Raw genomic sequence first — 16,644 nt, forward strand, 5'->3', positions numbered from 1 at the left:
GGGGTTGGCAACAGATCGATTGCTACGCTTGCAAAGGGACCACAAGTGTAGATCAATTTTTGGGCGAACAACGTCTGAGTGCGTATTCTTCAGGCAATCACAGGGCGCAGCTATTGGGATTGCCTAGGGGTCAAACGCGTTCGTTCGATACAGTCGCCGCATCAGAGTCGGGGTCAGGTACATCGGAATCTGGTAGGCCCCTATAAAGACCATGATCGGCGCAATGACCTCGGGCGGCAAAGCGACAAAGAACAGGGCAATATTGCGATTGCCTGAGATCAAAGAAATAGCCGTCGCTTGTGCTGGTGGGCCGCGCCTGCGCAATAGGATGAACATCACGGCCTGAGCGCCAAAGTTGATTACGCAGGCAAATGCGACCCAGAACAGCGCCGTGCCGGGGGCCTCCAACGCCGTCGCGCTGAGTGATGGCATCAGGCCGATGACAAAGACCGCCAGGGTGATCGCGCCCAACCCTTCAAGACTGCTGAGCGTGGACGCGGACGGGTTTCTGAGGACAGTCAGGCGCAAGACGATCGCGGCGGAGGCCGCAACGGCGATGGTCAGGAACAAGCGGGCCGAGGCGCCGGTGACGGCGCGAACATCCTCCAGCTCTGGCATGAGCCAGAAGACGGGCAGCGCCGTCAGAGGCAAAAGCGCGGTTCCCACCACCACAAGGCGCACCGCGTGTTCTGCCGGGTGTCCCATCATCAGGCACATGTTCGGGCTGCCGGAAATCGAGGGCGCTGCGGCGACGATGAGCAGCGACAGGAAGATCGGCGAACTCATCCATCCAGCCGTGTATCCAATGGCCAGAAGCGTCAGCGGCACCGCAAGTTGCAGTGCTGCAATCGTGCGGATCACGCTGTGCAGGTCTGACAGCGAGCCTATGAGTGTTTTTGGCTCCATTCGCAGGACTGTCACGAACAGCAGTAACATCACCAGCGGCGGCAACAGCGGGCGCATCGGCTCGGCGAGGCTAGGCAAGAGCAGACCGGCAACCAGCCCCGCGACCAGTACAATGGGGCCATTGCGGGCCGCCAGATGCAGCGGGTTCAAGTGGCGCTACCCGCCGGGGCTCTGACGCAGGTTATCAGGCAACCAGGTGGCTAGCTCAGGGAACCAGATCAGAACAAAAACCATCAGCACCATGATCAGGAACATCGGAATTGCAGCGCGGGCGATATAGCTCATCTCGTGGTTGGTCATGCCCTGCATCACGAACAGGTTGAACCCGATGGGCGGTGTGATCTGGGCCATCTCGACGACGACAACTATGAAGATGCCGAACCAGATCAGATCAATCCCTGCATCTCGGATCATCGGCTCGACCACGGCCATGGTCAGCACGACCGACGAGATGCCGTCCAGAAAACACCCCAGAATGATGTAGAAAACCAGCAGCACCATAAGAAGCTCGAACCGCGTCAGCTCCCACCCGGCAATGAGGTCGGCGAGGCCTCGGGGCAGGCCAGTGAAGCCCATCGACAACGACAGGAAGGCCGCGCCTGCAAGGATCAGGGCAATCATCGCGCTGGTGCGCGTTGCGCCCATCAAGCTTTCGGTGAAGGTCTTCCAGTTGAGCGAGCCTTGACCGGCGGCCAGCAATAGCCCTCCGATCACGCCAAAGGCGGCGGCTTCGGTTGCAGTGGCATAGCCCAGATACATCGAGCCAATCACCACCGTGATCAACAGGATCACAGGCAACAGGAAGCGAGAGTTGTGGATTTTCTCGCGGAAGCTAAGCTTGGCTTCGACGTTGGGCTGCCAGTCCTTGCCAAGTTTCGAATAGATCGCAACATAGCCCATGAACATCGCGGCCAGAACGAGGCCGGGCAAGATGCCGGCAAAGAACAGTTTGGTGATGGATTCATTGATGGTGACGCCATAGACGATTAGTGTCAGTGAGGGCGGGATCATCAAGCCCAGCGTCGCCGCTCCGGTCAGGGTGCCGATGATCATACGTTCGGGGTAATTGCGCTTGCGCAATTCCGGGATCGACATTTTGCCCACGGTGGTCAGCGTGGCAGCGGATGAGCCGGACACTGCGGCAAACACCGTGCAGCCGACAATATTGGTGTGCACCAACCCGCCGGGCAGAGGGGCCATCCATGGCGAAAGCCCTTTGAACATATCCTCGGACAATCGCGTTCGATACAGGATTTCGCCCATCCAAATGAACATGGGCAGGGCGGTCAGGGTCCAGGACGAGGACGCGGACCAGATCGTTGTGATCATGACGTCGCCGACGGGGCGGGTCGTGAACAGCTCCATCCCGACCCAGGCGACGCCCATCAGGGCAAGACCGACCCAAACGCCGGTGCCGAGCAGGGTGAAGAGGACGAAGATGAACAGGATGATGATCGAAAGGTTTTCCATGCGCTCATTCCCCCTGGCTTTGGTCGGCCAGATCGGGGGTGATGCGGTGATCCCCCTTGAACAGCACGTGGAGCAGATGGTCGGTTAGTGCGATGGCGAGGATCACGGCGCCGATCAGCATGGCGGATTGAGGAATCCACAGGGCGGTTCTGTCCTGCCCCTGACTGACATCGTTGAACTTCCAGCTCCAATAGACAAAGCGGTAGGCGTACCAGCAGAAATACCACATCACCGCTGTGCCGATGGCGAAACACCAGATTTCCAGAACACGCCGAAAACCGTCCGGCACGGCGTTCAACAAAATGGACACGCGGATATGACTGCCTCGGTTCAGCGCATTGGCGAAAGCCAGAAAGGACGCGGCCGCCATGGCGTAACCGGCATAGTCGGGCGCGCCGGGAAAGACCTCTCCGGTCCAGCGGGCCAGCATCTGCACCACGATCAGCAGCAAAATGGCGATCAAGCTCAGTGCGGCCAGAACGCCTGCGGCTTGATAAATGAAATCCAGAACGGACCGAAGCCCACGCATAACCGCCATACTGTCCCCGCTTGGTTTGTTTTTTTGAGATGGTGCGGGCGGCAGAAGGACCTGCCGCCCGATTTGGCGTTATTGCTGCGCGGCGTTGAACGCATCGACGATGGCTTTGCCCTCGTCGCCTGCAGCCTCAAGCCATTCATTGGTCATTGTGACGCCGATTTCTTTCAGCTCACCCACCATCTGGTCAGAGGCCGGACCAACGGTCATGCCACCGTCGCGCAGACCCTGCAGTGTAAAGCCGGTATATTCTTTGGCGCGCCAGTTGCCGGCATATTCGGCCAGTTCCGCGCACGCTTTTATGACATTCTTGTTGGCGTCAGACACACCCGACCAGACGTCCGAGTTGACCATCACGTAGTTGCGCGGCAGCCAGGCGTCGACTTCGTAGAAGTAGTTCAGGCTTTCCCATACCTTGCGGTCATAGCCAGTCGACCCGGAAGACACCATCGAGTCCGCCACGCCCGTTGCGAAGGCCTGGCTGATCTCGGCGGCTTCAATCGTTACGGGCAGCATGCCCGTCAGCTCGGCCAGACGCGAGGTGGCGTTGTTGTAGGACCGGAACTTTATGCCCTTCATGTCGGCGACCGAGTTCACCTCATTTTTGAAGTACAGCCCCTGCGGCGGCCAAGGCACGGCATAAAGCAGCGTCAGGTTTTGCTCGGCCAGCAGGCTCTCGATCGAGGGCTTAGCCGCTTCCCACAGCTTGGCGCTGTCGTCAAAGGACGTGGCAAGGAAGGGGATCGAGTCGAAGCCGAACAGCGCATTTTCGTTCTGGTGTCCGGACAACAGGCGCTCGCCAATCGGGGCCTGCCCGGTCTGGATCGCGCGCTTGATATCGGCGCCTTTGAACAGAGAGCCCGAGGGGTGGGTCACGATCTCGATTTCGCCGCCGGTTCCGGTGGTTACACATTTGGCGAATTCAGCACCCGTAGCCGAATGGAAATTCGAGGCCGAATAGGCCATCGGCATGTCCCATTTCTCGGCCATGGCGGGGGCGGCCGCTGCGGCGGTCAATGCGGTTGCCGCGAGAAGGCTAGTGAGTTTCTTCATGATAGTCTCCCTATTGTTATACGTTGGACTGGCTTCTTGAGCCGAATTATTCATGTTGCGAACCGTGCTGGCGCATAGACGCTGGTATCTGTGTTTGGCGTGCGTCCTGCGATCATTTGGGCCAGCAAACGGCCGGTTTTGGGGCCGCCGGTCAGGCCGATATGGTGGTGGCCGAAGCCCATATAGGCCCCGGAAATACCGGGAACCTCACCGATGATCGGGATCGAGTCGGCAGGGGCCGGTCGGTGGCCCATCCATTCAATTTCCTCCTTCCATGTCACGCCGGGCAGGGCTGCGCGGGCGTTCTTGCGCAGCAATTCAAATGGCGCGCGTGAGGGCGGAGCGTCCAGCCCGCCAAATTCGACAATACCCGCCAACCGTATGCGCCCATCCATCGGTGTGGCAACAAATTTACCAGAGGCCACCATGACCGGGCTGCGGGGCATGGCCGATGGCGCGACCAGTTCCAGATGGTAGCCACGCTCGCTTTCCAGCGGGACCGAGATGCCCAGCCGTTTGGCCAGAGGTCCGGACCAGACGCCCGCGCTGACGATGGCCGTGTCGCAGGCGATGGTCTCGCCGCCCGCGCGCACGCCGGTTACCTTGCCCGCATCTCGGGTGACATCTTCGACCTCGGCGCGCAGAATGCGCCCACCATTGGCCTCGACATGGGCGGCAAGGTCTTTCACATAGCGGCCCGGATCGGTGATATGGCCGTGATCCGCCAACCTTGTGGCAAATGAGATGTCGCGGCTGAAGACCGGATCGTAGTCATGCAAGGCCTGCCCTTCGAGCTCATCCCAGTGAAACCCATGCTTGCGCCGGATGCCCCACCCAAAGGCGTCCCCTTCGAAATGGGCTCGATCGCGGTAAAGGAAAAGATAGTCCGAGGGGACCAGCCATTTCTCCGCCCCGGTCCCTTCAGCCACGGCCTTGTGGTCGTTCAAACTGTCGCCAATGATCGGAGTCAGGGCGGCGGCGATCCGGTCTACCTCGTGGGCTTTTGCATGGCTCAGGTAGCGGGTCAGCCAAGGCACAAGCTTAGGGAGGTAACCCCATTTCATGAACAGCGGCTCAGATGGGCTGAACAGCATGCGGGGGGCTTTGCGCAGCAGGCCCGGCACTGTCACCGGAACGATTGAGCAGGAGGCAAGTACCCCGCCATTGCCATGAGACGTCCCCTCGGCAGGTCCTGCCTTGTCAATCAGGACTACATTATGCCCATCCCGCTGCAGCCAGACCGCGGCCGAGACGCCGACAATTCCGGCACCGATGATGGCAATGGTTTTCTTGTCGCTCATGCTGCCCCCGATTTCGCAACCGCATAGTGGTTGAGCTTGGCCACGTCCGGCATTCCGCCCAGCCCGGGGGCGTCTGGTACGATGACTTGACCGTCCCGCACCTCGAAAGGGGTTTCGAGGATATCTTCGGTCAGAAAATAGCTGGCCTGATAGAATTCACAGCCCAATGTGATCTCGGGCGTTGCGGCGATCATGTGGGTTCCGGCGAGATGGGCCAAGCCTGCTTCAAACATGTCGCCGCCATAGGCGCTCAGCCCATGGGTGGCGGCGATGCGGGCGACCGTCTGGCCTCGTGTCAGACCACCGGATTTCATGATCTTGACCGAGACGCCGTCGCAAATCCCCTCACGTGCGGCGCGCTCCATGTCCTCGGGGCCAAAGACGCTTTCATCGGCCAGCAGAGGGACGTCGATCATCTGCTTCAGCTGGGCCATCATGCCAAAGTGCTGCGCCCGTACCGGTTGTTCGATGAAGTCGGGTTGAAACTGGGCCACGTCGCGCACCTGCGCCGGGGCGTCCTCGATGCTCAGCCCCTGATTATAGTCCACGCGGACGGCCATCTCGGGGTGGTTCTGGGCCAGATATTCAAGCCGCATGATGTCGAACGCATGATCCTTGAACCCTGTCTTGAGTTTCACGATCCGCACGCCATCATCGCGCAACCGCGCCAACAGGTCGATATCCTGCGCAAAGTCAGGATTGGCGATGGAGCAGCTTAGCGGGATCGCATCACGGCACTTGCCGCCCAACAAGGCCCAAACCGGTAGGGCGGAGATGCGGCCAGTCAGGTCCAGCAGCGCGGCCTCCAACGCGGCCTTGGCTTCGGTACAGTGGGCGACCGCGTGGGCGGCCTGGGCCATGATCGCGGCCCGGTCGGACAGGCGCGCGCCTAAAACCAGCGGGCGCAGATAGCGGTCCAGCGCGGCAAACGTGGCCTCGGGCGTGCCGGTAAACACCGACCAGGGCGAGGCCTCACCAAACCCTTGCGTGCCGTCCTCAGTGGTCAATCTGAGGATGACGACCTCGCACGCGCCTTCGACCGAGCCGATGCCGTGATCCCGACGCGATGTCACCGGCAGCGCAAGATGCCATACATCATAGCCCGTTATTTTCTGTTGTAGATCAGACATCCCACCTCCGGTCAGGACGCAGCCTGCCTTGACCGGAATATCATTTCAAATACTATATCTTGCTTATACTATCAGAAAAAGTGATGTGTGGATGTCCCTCAGATTTCGTCAGTTGCAGGCTTTTCATGCGATCATGGAGACAGGGACGGTCACCGGCGCCGCGTCAGTGCTTGGCATTTCACAGCCGGGCATCAGCAACCTTCTGTCTCAGCTAGAGCGCGAGGCGCGTTTGCCCTTGTTCGAACGCACCAAGGGACGCTTGCTGCCCACGCCCGAGGCCGAGCTTCTCTATCGTGAGGTCGACACCGTGGTGCGCGGGTTGGATCACGTGGCGCAGGCCGTAACGGATTTGCAGAACAAACACCCCGGCCAATTGCAAGTCGCCGCCCCGCATATGCTGTCCTTCGGCTTCATGCCGCGCGAGATTGCGCGGTTTTCGCAATCACGCCCCAATCTGTCTGTCAGCTTTCAATCGCAATATTCGTCGAAAATTCAGGAATGGGTGACGTCGGGCCTGTTCGAGATCGGCATCGTAGAGATGCCCATTCTGCACGACACCCTGAACGCCAAGGTTTTTCGGTTTGAAACGCTGGCGACGTTTCCCGAAAACAGCCCTCTGGCCGCGCATGAGGTCCTGACGCCGGAACTGCTTGAAAAGGAGCCCTTCATAGTGATGGGGCCGGAGCATCAAACCCACCGCCGGACGCGCGAGGTATTCCAGAAGGCCGGGTGCGATTGGCGGACCAAGATCCACACGCATTTGTCGGAAAACCTGCTCAGCTTCGTCAAGGAGGGCATGGGTGTAGCCCTAGTCGACCCGTTTACCGTGTCGTTCGATGGCGAGGACGGCTATCAAACCCGGCAGTTTCAGCCGCCCGTGATGCTGGATCTTGCGGTCATCACCGCCAAAGGCCGCCCGCTCTCCGCCATCGGGCAGGCGTTTCTAGCGCAGTTGACGACCTCGATTGAGACCTTTGCCGAGGGCGCGGTACCAGACGAACGGCAGACGAGTGGATAACGCGGTTGGCAAGTCGCATGAGGATGTGAAACTGTCGGGCGAATTCGACGCTCAGAACTCAGGAGGAGGGGCAGATGATCGCACAAGGGGGGAAATCCATCTACGGAGCGTCGGTGGGTATTTTGATGCTCGACGCGCGGTTTCCGCGCATTCCGGGCGACATGGGCAACGCGACGACCTGGCCGTTTCCGGTGCTGTATCGGATCGTGCGCGATGCCTCGCCTGACCTTGTTGTGAGGCGTGGGGCCGAGGGCATGTTGAGCGCGTTTGTCGATGCAGCCCGTGACCTTGTTCGCGATGGCGCGGACGGCATCACCACGAATTGCGGTTTTCTGTCCTTGTTCCAGCAAGAATTGTCCGAGGCCGTTCCGGTTCCAGTCGTGACCTCGTCGTTGATGCAGGTTGAGATGGTCAATCGCACCCTCCCAGCTGGAAAGCGTGCTGGGGTCCTGACCATCTCGGCCTCGACCCTGACCGAGGATCATTTGCGAAAAGCACAGGTGCCCGAAGGAACGCCGATCGGAACGACGGAAGGGGGGCAGGAATTCACGCGCGCAATTCTGGAGAATGAGGAGTCTCTGAATGTCGAAAAGGCGCGCGCTGACAATGTCGAGGCGGCTTTGCGGCTGCAAAAAAACCACCCTGAGCTTGGCGCAATCGTTCTGGAATGCACCAATATGTGCCCCTATGCGGCCGATATTCAAAGTGCGACGGGGTTGCCTGTTTTCTCGATTGTCAGCTTTGTGACGTGGTTCCATTCCGGTCTTTTGCCGCCAAGGTTCTGAAAACGCGGTACGGCACTCGGTTGGGAAAATTAAATAATAACAATGCATAAGACAGAAATTTTCTGCCCTCGCGTCAATTACTAAAAATTTAGTTTGACAGATGCGCGGTAAATCGCTGATGTTGGTTGCCATCCGGTTCGCGCCGGAATCCATAGTTTTTGGGAGGAAACAGATGCGGAGACATCTACTTTCCGCAGTGGCGGCGGCTGCCGTCATTGCGGGGCACGGTCCCGTTTGGGCCGACGAAGCCGCAGCACAACGTTGGATCGACGACGAATTCCAGCCATCGACTCTGTCGAAAGACGAACAGATGGGCGAGATGAAGTGGTTCATCGAAGCTGCACAGCCTTATGCGGGCATGGAAATCAACGTTCTGTCAGAAGGTATTCCAACGCACTCGTATGAATCCGAGGTGCTGACCAAGGCGTTCGAAGAGATCACCGGGATCAAGGTCAACCACCAGATCCTCGGCGAGGGCGAAGTGGTTCAGGCGGTTCAGACCCAGCTGCAGACGGGCCGGAACCTCTATGACGGTTACGTCAATGACAGTGACCTGATCGGGACGCACTCTCGCCTGCAACTGGCCTATCCGCTGACCGACATGATGGCAGGCGACTGGGCGGCGACAACCTCGCCGACGCTGGATCTGGATGACTTCATGGGCATTCAGTTCACCACCGGTCCGGATGGCAAGCTGTATCAGCTGCCCGACCAGCAGTTCGCGAACCTCTACTGGTTCCGCAAAGACTGGTTCGATGACGAGGCCAACAAGGCCGCCTTCAAAGAGAAGTATGGCTATGACCTTGGCGTTCCGGTCAATTGGTCCGCTTACGAAGACATTGCCGAATTTTTCACCAACGACGTGAAAGAGATCGACGGTGTGACAATCTACGGTCACATGGACTACGGCAAACGCGCGCCTGACCTTGGCTGGCGAATGACCGACGCGTGGCTGTCGATGGCCGGTGCCGGTGACGTGGGTGAGCCGAACGGTATCCCCGTTGACGAGTGGGGCATCCGCATGGAAGCGGGCACCTGTAACCCTGTCGGGGCCTCCGTCTCGCGCGGTGGTGCGGCCAACGGTCCGGCTGCGGTCTACGCGATCCGCAAGTGGGATGAGTGGCTGCGGGCATACGCTCCTCCGGGTGCGGCGTCTTATGACTTCTACCAGTCGCTGCCAGCGCTTAGCCAAGGCAACGTGGCCCAGCAGATCTTCTGGTACACCGCCTTTACCGCTGACATGGTGAAGCCGAAGTCCGAAGGCAACAACACCGTGGACGACGAAGGCACGCCGCTGTGGCGGATGGCGCCCAGCCCGCACGGCCCCTATTGGGAAGAAGGCCAGAAGGTCGGCTACCAAGACGTGGGCTCCTGGACGTTCCTTAAATCGACCCCCGAGGATCGTGCCCAGGCGGCTTGGCTCTATGCTCAGTTCGTGACGTCGAAGACTGTTGACGTGAAGAAGTCCCATGTGGGTCTGACCTTCATCCGCGACAGCTCGGTCAACCACGAGTCGTTCACCGAACGCGCACCCAAGCTGGGTGGTCTGGTCGAGTTCTACCGCTCACCTGACCGTGTGGCATGGTCGCCGACCGGCATCAACGTTCCGGATTATCCGAAGCTGGCCCAAATCTGGTGGCAGCAGATCGGTGACGTGAACTCGGGCGCCTTCACCCCGCAAGAGGCGATGGATCGTCTGGCTGAGGAAATGGACATCACCATGGCCCGTATGCAGGCCGCGGATGAAAGTGCCGGTGTCTACGGTGGCTGCGGCCCACGTCTGAACGAGCCGCAGGATCCTGCCTTCTGGCTGGAGAAAGAGGGCTCGCCCAAGGCCAAGCTTGAGAACGAAAAGCCGCAAGGCCAGACCGTCAACTATGACGAACTGGTTCAGCGCTGGCAGTCTCAGTAAGCGATTGAAACCGGGGGTGCCGATTGCGGCATCCCCATCCCAAGACCAAGACAGCGCATCGCGCTGCGGGATCGGAATTCACGGACATGATCGAACTTAAAGACGCGACCAAACGGGTCGGGAACGTCATTCACATCAAACCCACATCCCTGACGCTGCAGACCGGCCATTTCAATGTGCTGCTGGGGGCGACGGGATCGGGCAAGACCTCTCTGATCAAGATGATGGCCGGGCTGGACCCGATCGCTTCGGGCAAGGTCTTCATGGATGGGCAGGATGTGACGAAGCTGAACACGCAGAAGCGTCAGATCAGCCTGGTCCACCAGTTCTTCGTGAACTACCCGCATATGACCGTTTTCGACAACATTGCCTCACCCTTGCGCGTGGCTGGTATGGCGAAGTCCGAAATCGAGGGCCGCGTGGAAGAGGCTGCCGACCTGCTGCAACTGCGCCCGATGCTGCATCGCCGCCCGCACGAACTGTCTGGTGGCCAGCAACAACGCACCGCCTTGGCCCGTGCGATTGCGAAAGAAAGCCGCGCCGTATTCCTGGATGAGCCGCTGGCCAACCTCGACTACAAGCTGCGCGAAGAGCTGCGTGAGCAGTTGCCCGATCTGTTCGCCGGGCGTGGCGCCGTGGTGGTCTATGCGACCTCGGAACCCGAAGAGGCGCTCTTGCTGGGTGGACATACCGCATTGATGGAAGACGGGTATGTGACGCAGTTCGGCCCGACGGCTGATATCTACCGCAATCCCGAAAATCTGGCTGCGGCACGCGTATTCTCGGACCCGCCGATCAACGTGGCGCGTATCACGGTATCCGGCGCACAAGCGCAGCTTGCCGGAGGCGGCGGCTGGGCGGTTCAGAATATGGCCGATGGCGAATACATGGTAGCCGTGCGTCCGCATCGCGTCACTCCAATCCGGACATCTGAGGCTGACGTTGAACTGACAGGCCGCGTGATTGTGACCGAACTGTCGGGATCGGATTCCAGCGCGCATTTCCGGCATGGCTCGGACGACTGGGTGTCTTTGGCGGCAGGGGTTCACCCTTATCAAGTCGGTGAGGATCACAGTTTCTACATGAACCCGGCGCATTGCCGGTATTTCGGCCAAGACGGCCAAAGGGTGGCCTGACATGGCACAGATCAAGCTTTCCAATCTGCGACACAGCTATATGCCCGCGCCGAAAGGCCCCGAGGACTATGCGCTGAAAGAAATCGATGTCACATGGCGCGACGGCGGGGCCTATGCGCTGCTGGGGCCCTCGGGCTGCGGCAAGTCCACTCTGCTGAATATTATCTCAGGTCTGCTGACACCGTCTGAGGGGCAGATTCTGTTTGACGGTCAGGATGTTACGGCCCTTCCACCCGATCAGCGCAACATTGCGCAGGTCTTCCAGTTTCCGGTGATCTACGACACGATGACCGTGGGCGAAAACCTGGCCTTTCCCCTGAAAAACCGAGGCGTCGACCCCGCCAAAATCAAGCGGCGCGTCGATGAGATCGCCGAGATGCTGGACGTCACGGATATGCTGAACACCCGTGCCAGCGGCCTCAGCCCGGACAATAAGCAGAAAATCTCGATGGGGCGGGGACTGGTGCGCGACGATGTGAACGCGGTGATGTTTGATGAGCCGCTGACCGTGATTGACCCGCATCTGAAATGGAAGCTGCGCTCGAAGCTGAAGGAACTGCACCAGAAAGTGCAGGCAACCATGATCTATGTGACCCACGACCAGACCGAGGCGCTGACCTTCGCGGATGAGGTGGTCGTGATGCAAGACGGCGAGGTCGTTCAGATCGGCACCCCTGTTGAGCTGTTCGAGCGCCCGCAGCACACTTTTGTTGGCCACTTTATCGGCTCCCCCGGCATGAATGTTCTGCCCTGCGACGCCAAAGGCGACCGGGCTGTGTTTGAGGGCCATGAAGTGATGCTGGAGGGTCCCACCCATGGCGACGGAGGACGCACCGATCTGGGCATCCGCCCGGAATACGTGGGCTTTGGCGACACCGGCATTCCGGCGCATGTCACCAAAGTGTCCGATATCGGCCGCCACTATGTGGTCAGCGCGATGGTCGGCAATACGGCCCTCAAGGCTGTAACCGAACACTCCGTGCCTGAACCGGGCTCACAGGTCTTCCTGCAATTCAAACCAGAACAATCTCGCGTTTACCGCGACGGCTGGATCGCAACCGAGGAGCGCAGCTGATGAGAACAGAAAACCAAAAAGCCTGGTTCTTTGTCCTGCCGGTTCTCGCACTGGTCGCGTTCAACGCGCTGGTTCCGATGATGACGGTGGTCAACTACTCGGTGCAGGAAACCTTCGGCAATAACCAGTTCTTCTGGGAGGGGCTTGGCTGGTTCGAGCAAATCCTGCGTTCGGACCGCTTTCAGGCCGCGCTGGGACGGCAGTTCCTGTTCACCTTCCTGATCCTTCTGATCGAGGTGCCCTTGGGCATCATCGTCGCCCTGTCGATGCCGCGCAAAGGGTTCTGGGTGCCGGTCTGTCTGGTCCTGATGGCCCTGCCGATGCTGATCCCTTGGAACGTGGTTGGCTCGATGTGGAACATCTTCACGCTGCCCAAGATCGGCCTGCTGGGCTACTTCCTGAATGACGTCCTGGGCATCAACTATGATATGACGCAACAGCCTCTGTCGGCATGGATCACGGTTGTTGTTATGGATGTCTGGCACTGGACTTCGCTGGTCGTGCTGCTGTGCTATGCAGGCCTCGTGTCGATCCCAGACGCTTACTACCAAGCGGCCAAGATTGACGGGGCTAGCCCGTGGTCGGTGTTCCGCTATATCCAACTGCCCAAGATGAAAACCGTCCTGACCATCGCCGTTCTGCTGCGCTTTATGGACAGTTTCAACATCTATACCGAGCCCTTCGTTCTGACCGGCGGTGGCCCCGGCAACTCAACAACCTTGCTATCGATCGACCTTGTGAAGATCGCGTTGGGACAGTTCGACCTTGGCCCTGCAGCCGCGATGAGCCTGATCTACTTCGCCATCACGCTGCTGGTCAGCTGGGTCTTCTACACTCTGATGACAAAGGATGACGCGCAATGAAGAAGCGGTCTCTTATCCCGATCCTCTATATCGCGTTTCTTATGCTGCCGATCTATTGGCTGGTGGCGATGTCCTTCAAGACCACGAACGAGATTCTGTCGGGCTTTTCCCTGTTTCCCCAGACCTTCACGCTGGAGAACTACACCACCATCCTCACCGATCCGACGTGGTACTGGGGCTATATCAACTCGATCATCTATGTGACGATCAACACGGTGCTGTCGGTCTGTGTGGCCCTGCCTGCGGCCTATGCGTTTTCACGCTATCGGTTTCTGGGCGATAAGCAGCTGTTCTTCTGGCTGCTGACCAACCGGATGGCCCCTGCAGCGGTGTTCGCGCTGCCGTTCTTCCAGCTCTACTCCTCGATCGGTCTGTTTGACACTCACCTGGCCGTGGCTTTGGCGCATACGCTGTTCAATGTGCCGCTGGCGGTATGGATTTTGGAAGGGTTCATGCGGGGTATCCCGAAAGAGCTGGATGAAACCGCCTATGTCGACGGCTATTCCTTCCCGCGATTCTTTGTGACGATCTTCCTGCCCAACATCAAAGCGGGTGTGGGTGTAGCGGCGTTCTTCTGCTTCATGTTCTCGTGGGTCGAGATGCTTCTGGCCAAGACGCTTACAGCGGTTGAGGCCAAGCCCATCGCCGCCGTGATGACTCGTACTGCATCCAGCGCGGGGTATGAATTGGGCCTGCTGGCAGCCGCCGGAACACTGACCATCATTCCCGGCGCCATTGTCATCTGGTTTGTCCGCAACTACATCGCGCGTGGTTTCGCGATGGGACGTGTATGAGGTTCGATATGCGCAAACTCCTTATCATCCTTCCCTTCCTGCCCTCTGCGGCATTTGCCCAGCAGGCGGGTTGGGGCAGCGTCGGCCAGCAAGAGGAAAAAGGCTTTTCATGGACCGATCCGCTGTGGCCTGATTTCTGGATGGCTTGGACGCCAGCCACGCTGGCTTTGTTCGTCGGCATCTTCTCGGCCATTGCACTTATCGGCGTGCTGGAAGGGTTCAAATTCCGCGATGGCATTGAACGCAAAGGCGTGCTGGGTCTGACCACAACGCTGGGCGACCGCCTGTTCATCACGCTGCTTGGCTCGGCCTATATCTTTCTGGCCTGGCTCGGTTTCGTGGGTCAACCGGTCTGGACACCGCTGTTTCTGTCCATCGGTTGGGGTTTCTTCGTTTTCTGGAAAGTTTAGGCTTTGACAAAACACGAAAGGATGCTTGTCTGACAGGCACACCAATCATGACGACACCAAGAGCAATGCGAAAGAAAAAGACGACAAATCTGCTGACCGAGGTTGAACTGGAGTTCATGAACGAACTTTGGGCCCTAGGGGAAGGCTCGGTGCGTGATGTATTGGACCGCCTGCCACCGGAACGGAATCTGGCCTATACTTCAGGTGCAACGATCCTGCGTATTCTCGACGAAAAAGGTTTTGTCGAAAGCCGCAAGGACGGAAAGACCCTGATCTATAGCCCGCTTCTGGACAAGGATCGGTACCAGGCCCGCTCGCTTCAGAACCTCTCGCGGACGTTGTTTGACAACACACCAGCCTCGCTGGTGGCGCGCTTGGTCGATGATGCGGGTCTGAGCGAGGCGGATCTTGAGGATATTCGGGCATTGGTAGAAAGGAGACTGCAAAATGACAGCGGTTAAGCCGGTTCTCGATGCCTATCTCGAACTGAATTTTGTTCTGATCCTATCGGTCGTGTTGTGGTTCTCAGCCCGATTTGTCCTGTCTCGAACCTCGATGCGACTGTCCTTTTCCGATCAGTTTCGCCTGCTTAGGGTGCTGGTGCTTTGCCTTATGCTCAGCCCCGTGCTGGCCTTTGGGGTGGCGCATTTGTTCGAATTCATCTGGCCAGGTCAGCCGATGGCCATCGGCGACGTCGCCGTTGCGGCCTATCTGAGGGGTGAGATCGCGCTGCCTGCAACCCAGTTTGAGACGCTGCTGAACACGCGCCAGCGCTGGGTTGAAGCTGCTTTGGATGGTAGCTCCGTCTGGGCGATCGCCGCTCTTGCGGCTTTGGCATTGGTCTCGGCCATGCTGGTCATCCGCGTGATCTGGGCTGCGCTGCAAATTCGTCAGACGGTCCTGGACAGTTTCCTATGGAAACGCTCAGCCAAAGTGGATGTCCGTCTGTCGGATCACATCAAAGTTCCCTTTGCCGTGCGGGGTCTGCGCCGTCGTCACGTAATCCTGCCCAGCAACCTGCTGAATGATCGCCACGAATTGCGGTTCGCGATTGCCCATGAGTTCCAGCATGTTCGCGGCGGTGACGTCGAATGGGAGCTGGTGCTGGAGTTTCTGCGCCCGCTGTTTTTCTGGAATCCGGCCTATCACATCCTGCGCTATCAGTTTGAGCGGCTGCGCGAGCTTGGTTGCGATCAGGCCATTGTTGCCAGACGCAGACTGGATACGGTGGACTATGCCAAATGCCTGCTGGACTATTGCGCCCGCACTGTCACCCGCGAGCGTCCGCAGGTTCTGAATGTTGCGCTGGTCAATGGGAACAAGGCGAAGCGGGTGCTGAGACAACGCATAATCGCTTTGGCGGACGGACCCAAAGGAGGGCATCCGCTGCATGCGATGGTCCTGACTTTCAGCCTGATCTTTGCGATTGTCCTGGCCTGGGGCTCGGCCAGTTTGCGCGAGACCGACGGGTGGAGCCAAGACCGGCTTATGCTTTCGACCGTGGTCAACCTTGAGCGGCTGGAACGTCGCAACAGCGGTAACTGACAAGCGACGTCTCGGTCAGACCGAGACGCCTTGAAGGACTTGATCCCGAGACACATCCTGCTTGCGGCCTTCGAGCAGGATTTCACCCCGACGCAGGACGACAAACCGGTCGGCGAGGTCGTAGGCAAAGTCAAAATACTGCTCGACCAGAAGGATCGCCATCTGGCCCTGATCGCGCAGGTGGCGGATCACTTCGCCGATCTGCTGGATGATGTTGGGCTGAATGCCCTCGGTAGGTTCATCCAACAGCAAGAGCCGAGGCTTCGTGATCAGTGCCCGGGCAATCGCCAACTGTTGTTGCTGGCCACCAGACAGATCTCCGCCGCGCCGATGCTGCATCTGGGCCAGAACCGGGAACAGGTCAAAGATCTCATCCGGTACGAAGTGTTCAGCCGCGGGAAGGCAGGCGAACCCGGTTTCGAGGTTCTCACGCACCGTCAGAAGCGGAAAAATCTCACGCCCTTGCGGGACATAGGCGACACCTTTCCAGGCCATCTGATGCGCAGACAGCGGGCCAAGGGCTTCGCCGTCCAGTGTCAGCGACCCGCCAGAGCGGGGATGGGTGCCCGAGATCGCCTTGATCAGGCTGGTCTTGCCGACACCATTGGTGCCCATCACGCATGTCACCTCACCCCTCTCTGCCTCCATGGAGATACCGTTGAGGATTTGTGAATGGCCGTAGTGCAGGGTTAAATCGTTCAGTTTCAGCAT

At 59.1% G+C, this 16,644-nt stretch carries 17 protein-coding genes; 10 read left to right on the top strand and 7 right to left on the bottom strand.

Annotated elements, in window-relative coordinates; all coding sequences use genetic code 11:
• Positions 1–123: 123 nt before the first annotated feature.
• The 6 genes from ACR0IP_RS12615 to ACR0IP_RS12640 form a co-directional block, all read right to left on the bottom strand.
• Complete coding sequence (locus ACR0IP_RS12615) at positions 124–1,056, bottom strand: hypothetical protein (protein ID WP_480525902.1); 933 nt, start codon at positions 1,054–1,056, stop codon at positions 124–126.
• A 6-nt stretch (positions 1,057–1,062) separates the two neighbouring features.
• On the bottom strand, positions 1,063–2,376 hold the full coding sequence (locus ACR0IP_RS12620) for a TRAP transporter large permease subunit (RefSeq protein ID WP_170549260.1): 1,314 nt from the start codon (positions 2,374–2,376) through the stop codon (positions 1,063–1,065).
• Positions 2,377–2,380: 4 nt separating this feature from the next.
• Positions 2,381–2,905, bottom strand: a complete 525-nt coding sequence (locus ACR0IP_RS12625) for a TRAP transporter small permease (protein ID WP_419738744.1) — start codon at positions 2,903–2,905, stop codon at positions 2,381–2,383.
• A gap of 78 nt (positions 2,906–2,983) precedes the next feature.
• Positions 2,984–3,964 (bottom strand): TRAP transporter substrate-binding protein, encoded by a 981-nt coding sequence (locus ACR0IP_RS12630; protein WP_170378565.1) that lies wholly within the window; start codon positions 3,962–3,964, stop codon positions 2,984–2,986.
• A 50-nt stretch (positions 3,965–4,014) separates the two neighbouring features.
• A complete protein-coding gene (locus tag ACR0IP_RS12635; protein ID WP_480525904.1) occupies positions 4,015–5,265 on the bottom strand; it encodes an NAD(P)/FAD-dependent oxidoreductase in 1,251 nt (416 codons plus the stop codon).
• A complete protein-coding gene (locus ACR0IP_RS12640; protein WP_480525906.1) occupies positions 5,262–6,395 on the bottom strand; it encodes an enolase C-terminal domain-like protein in 1,134 nt (377 codons plus the stop codon). Before ACR0IP_RS12640 ends, ACR0IP_RS12635 begins: the two co-directional genes overlap by 4 nt.
• Positions 6,396–6,486: 91 nt before the next feature.
• Here ACR0IP_RS12640 and ACR0IP_RS12645 point away from each other — a divergent pair, with 91 nt between their 5' ends.
• The 10 genes from ACR0IP_RS12645 to ACR0IP_RS12690 all read left to right on the top strand — a co-directional run bounded on the left by ACR0IP_RS12645 (position 6,487) and on the right by ACR0IP_RS12690 (position 15,933).
• A complete protein-coding gene (locus tag ACR0IP_RS12645) occupies positions 6,487–7,413 on the top strand; it encodes a LysR family transcriptional regulator (RefSeq protein ID WP_170378560.1) in 927 nt (308 codons plus the stop codon).
• A 74-nt stretch (positions 7,414–7,487) separates the two neighbouring features.
• On the top strand, positions 7,488–8,198 hold the full coding sequence (locus ACR0IP_RS12650) for an aspartate/glutamate racemase family protein (RefSeq protein WP_170689055.1): 711 nt from the start codon (positions 7,488–7,490) through the stop codon (positions 8,196–8,198).
• 172 nt (positions 8,199–8,370) lie between these two features.
• A complete protein-coding gene (locus ACR0IP_RS12655) occupies positions 8,371–10,110 on the top strand; it encodes an ABC transporter substrate-binding protein (protein WP_170378557.1) in 1,740 nt (579 codons plus the stop codon).
• Between the two features lie 86 nt (positions 10,111–10,196).
• Positions 10,197–11,246, top strand: coding sequence for an ABC transporter ATP-binding protein (locus ACR0IP_RS12660; RefSeq protein WP_170461603.1), 1,050 nt, complete (start codon positions 10,197–10,199; stop codon positions 11,244–11,246).
• Between the two features lies 1 nt (position 11,247).
• The gene (locus ACR0IP_RS12665; RefSeq protein WP_480525909.1) at positions 11,248–12,321 is read left to right on the top strand and encodes an ABC transporter ATP-binding protein; all 1,074 of its coding nucleotides are present in this window, start codon (positions 11,248–11,250) and stop codon (positions 12,319–12,321) included.
• Positions 12,321–13,184, top strand: coding sequence for a carbohydrate ABC transporter permease (locus ACR0IP_RS12670; protein WP_085807799.1), 864 nt, complete (start codon positions 12,321–12,323; stop codon positions 13,182–13,184). Before ACR0IP_RS12665 ends, ACR0IP_RS12670 begins: the two co-directional genes overlap by 1 nt.
• Positions 13,181–13,978 carry a carbohydrate ABC transporter permease gene (locus ACR0IP_RS12675; protein WP_170378551.1) on the top strand — a complete coding sequence of 266 codons (798 nt, stop codon included), beginning with the start codon at positions 13,181–13,183 and terminating at the stop codon, positions 13,976–13,978. The genes ACR0IP_RS12670 and ACR0IP_RS12675 overlap by 4 nt, the downstream gene beginning before the upstream one ends.
• 8 nt (positions 13,979–13,986) lie before the next feature.
• Positions 13,987–14,388 (top strand): DUF2160 domain-containing protein, encoded by a 402-nt coding sequence (locus ACR0IP_RS12680; RefSeq protein ID WP_170378549.1) that lies wholly within the window; start codon positions 13,987–13,989, stop codon positions 14,386–14,388.
• A gap of 65 nt (positions 14,389–14,453) precedes the next feature.
• Complete coding sequence (locus tag ACR0IP_RS12685; protein WP_170378547.1) at positions 14,454–14,849, top strand: BlaI/MecI/CopY family transcriptional regulator; 396 nt, start codon at positions 14,454–14,456, stop codon at positions 14,847–14,849.
• Positions 14,836–15,933, top strand: coding sequence for a M56 family metallopeptidase (locus ACR0IP_RS12690; RefSeq protein WP_480525911.1), 1,098 nt, complete (start codon positions 14,836–14,838; stop codon positions 15,931–15,933). Before ACR0IP_RS12685 ends, ACR0IP_RS12690 begins: the two co-directional genes overlap by 14 nt.
• A 15-nt stretch (positions 15,934–15,948) precedes the next feature.
• Here ACR0IP_RS12690 and urtE read toward each other — a convergent pair whose 3' ends face one another.
• The gene (urtE, locus tag ACR0IP_RS12695; protein WP_170378543.1) at positions 15,949–16,644 is read right to left on the bottom strand and encodes an urea ABC transporter ATP-binding subunit UrtE; all 696 of its coding nucleotides are present in this window, start codon (positions 16,642–16,644) and stop codon (positions 15,949–15,951) included.

The sequence above is a fragment of the Ruegeria sp. AL11 genome, from assembly GCF_056540865.1.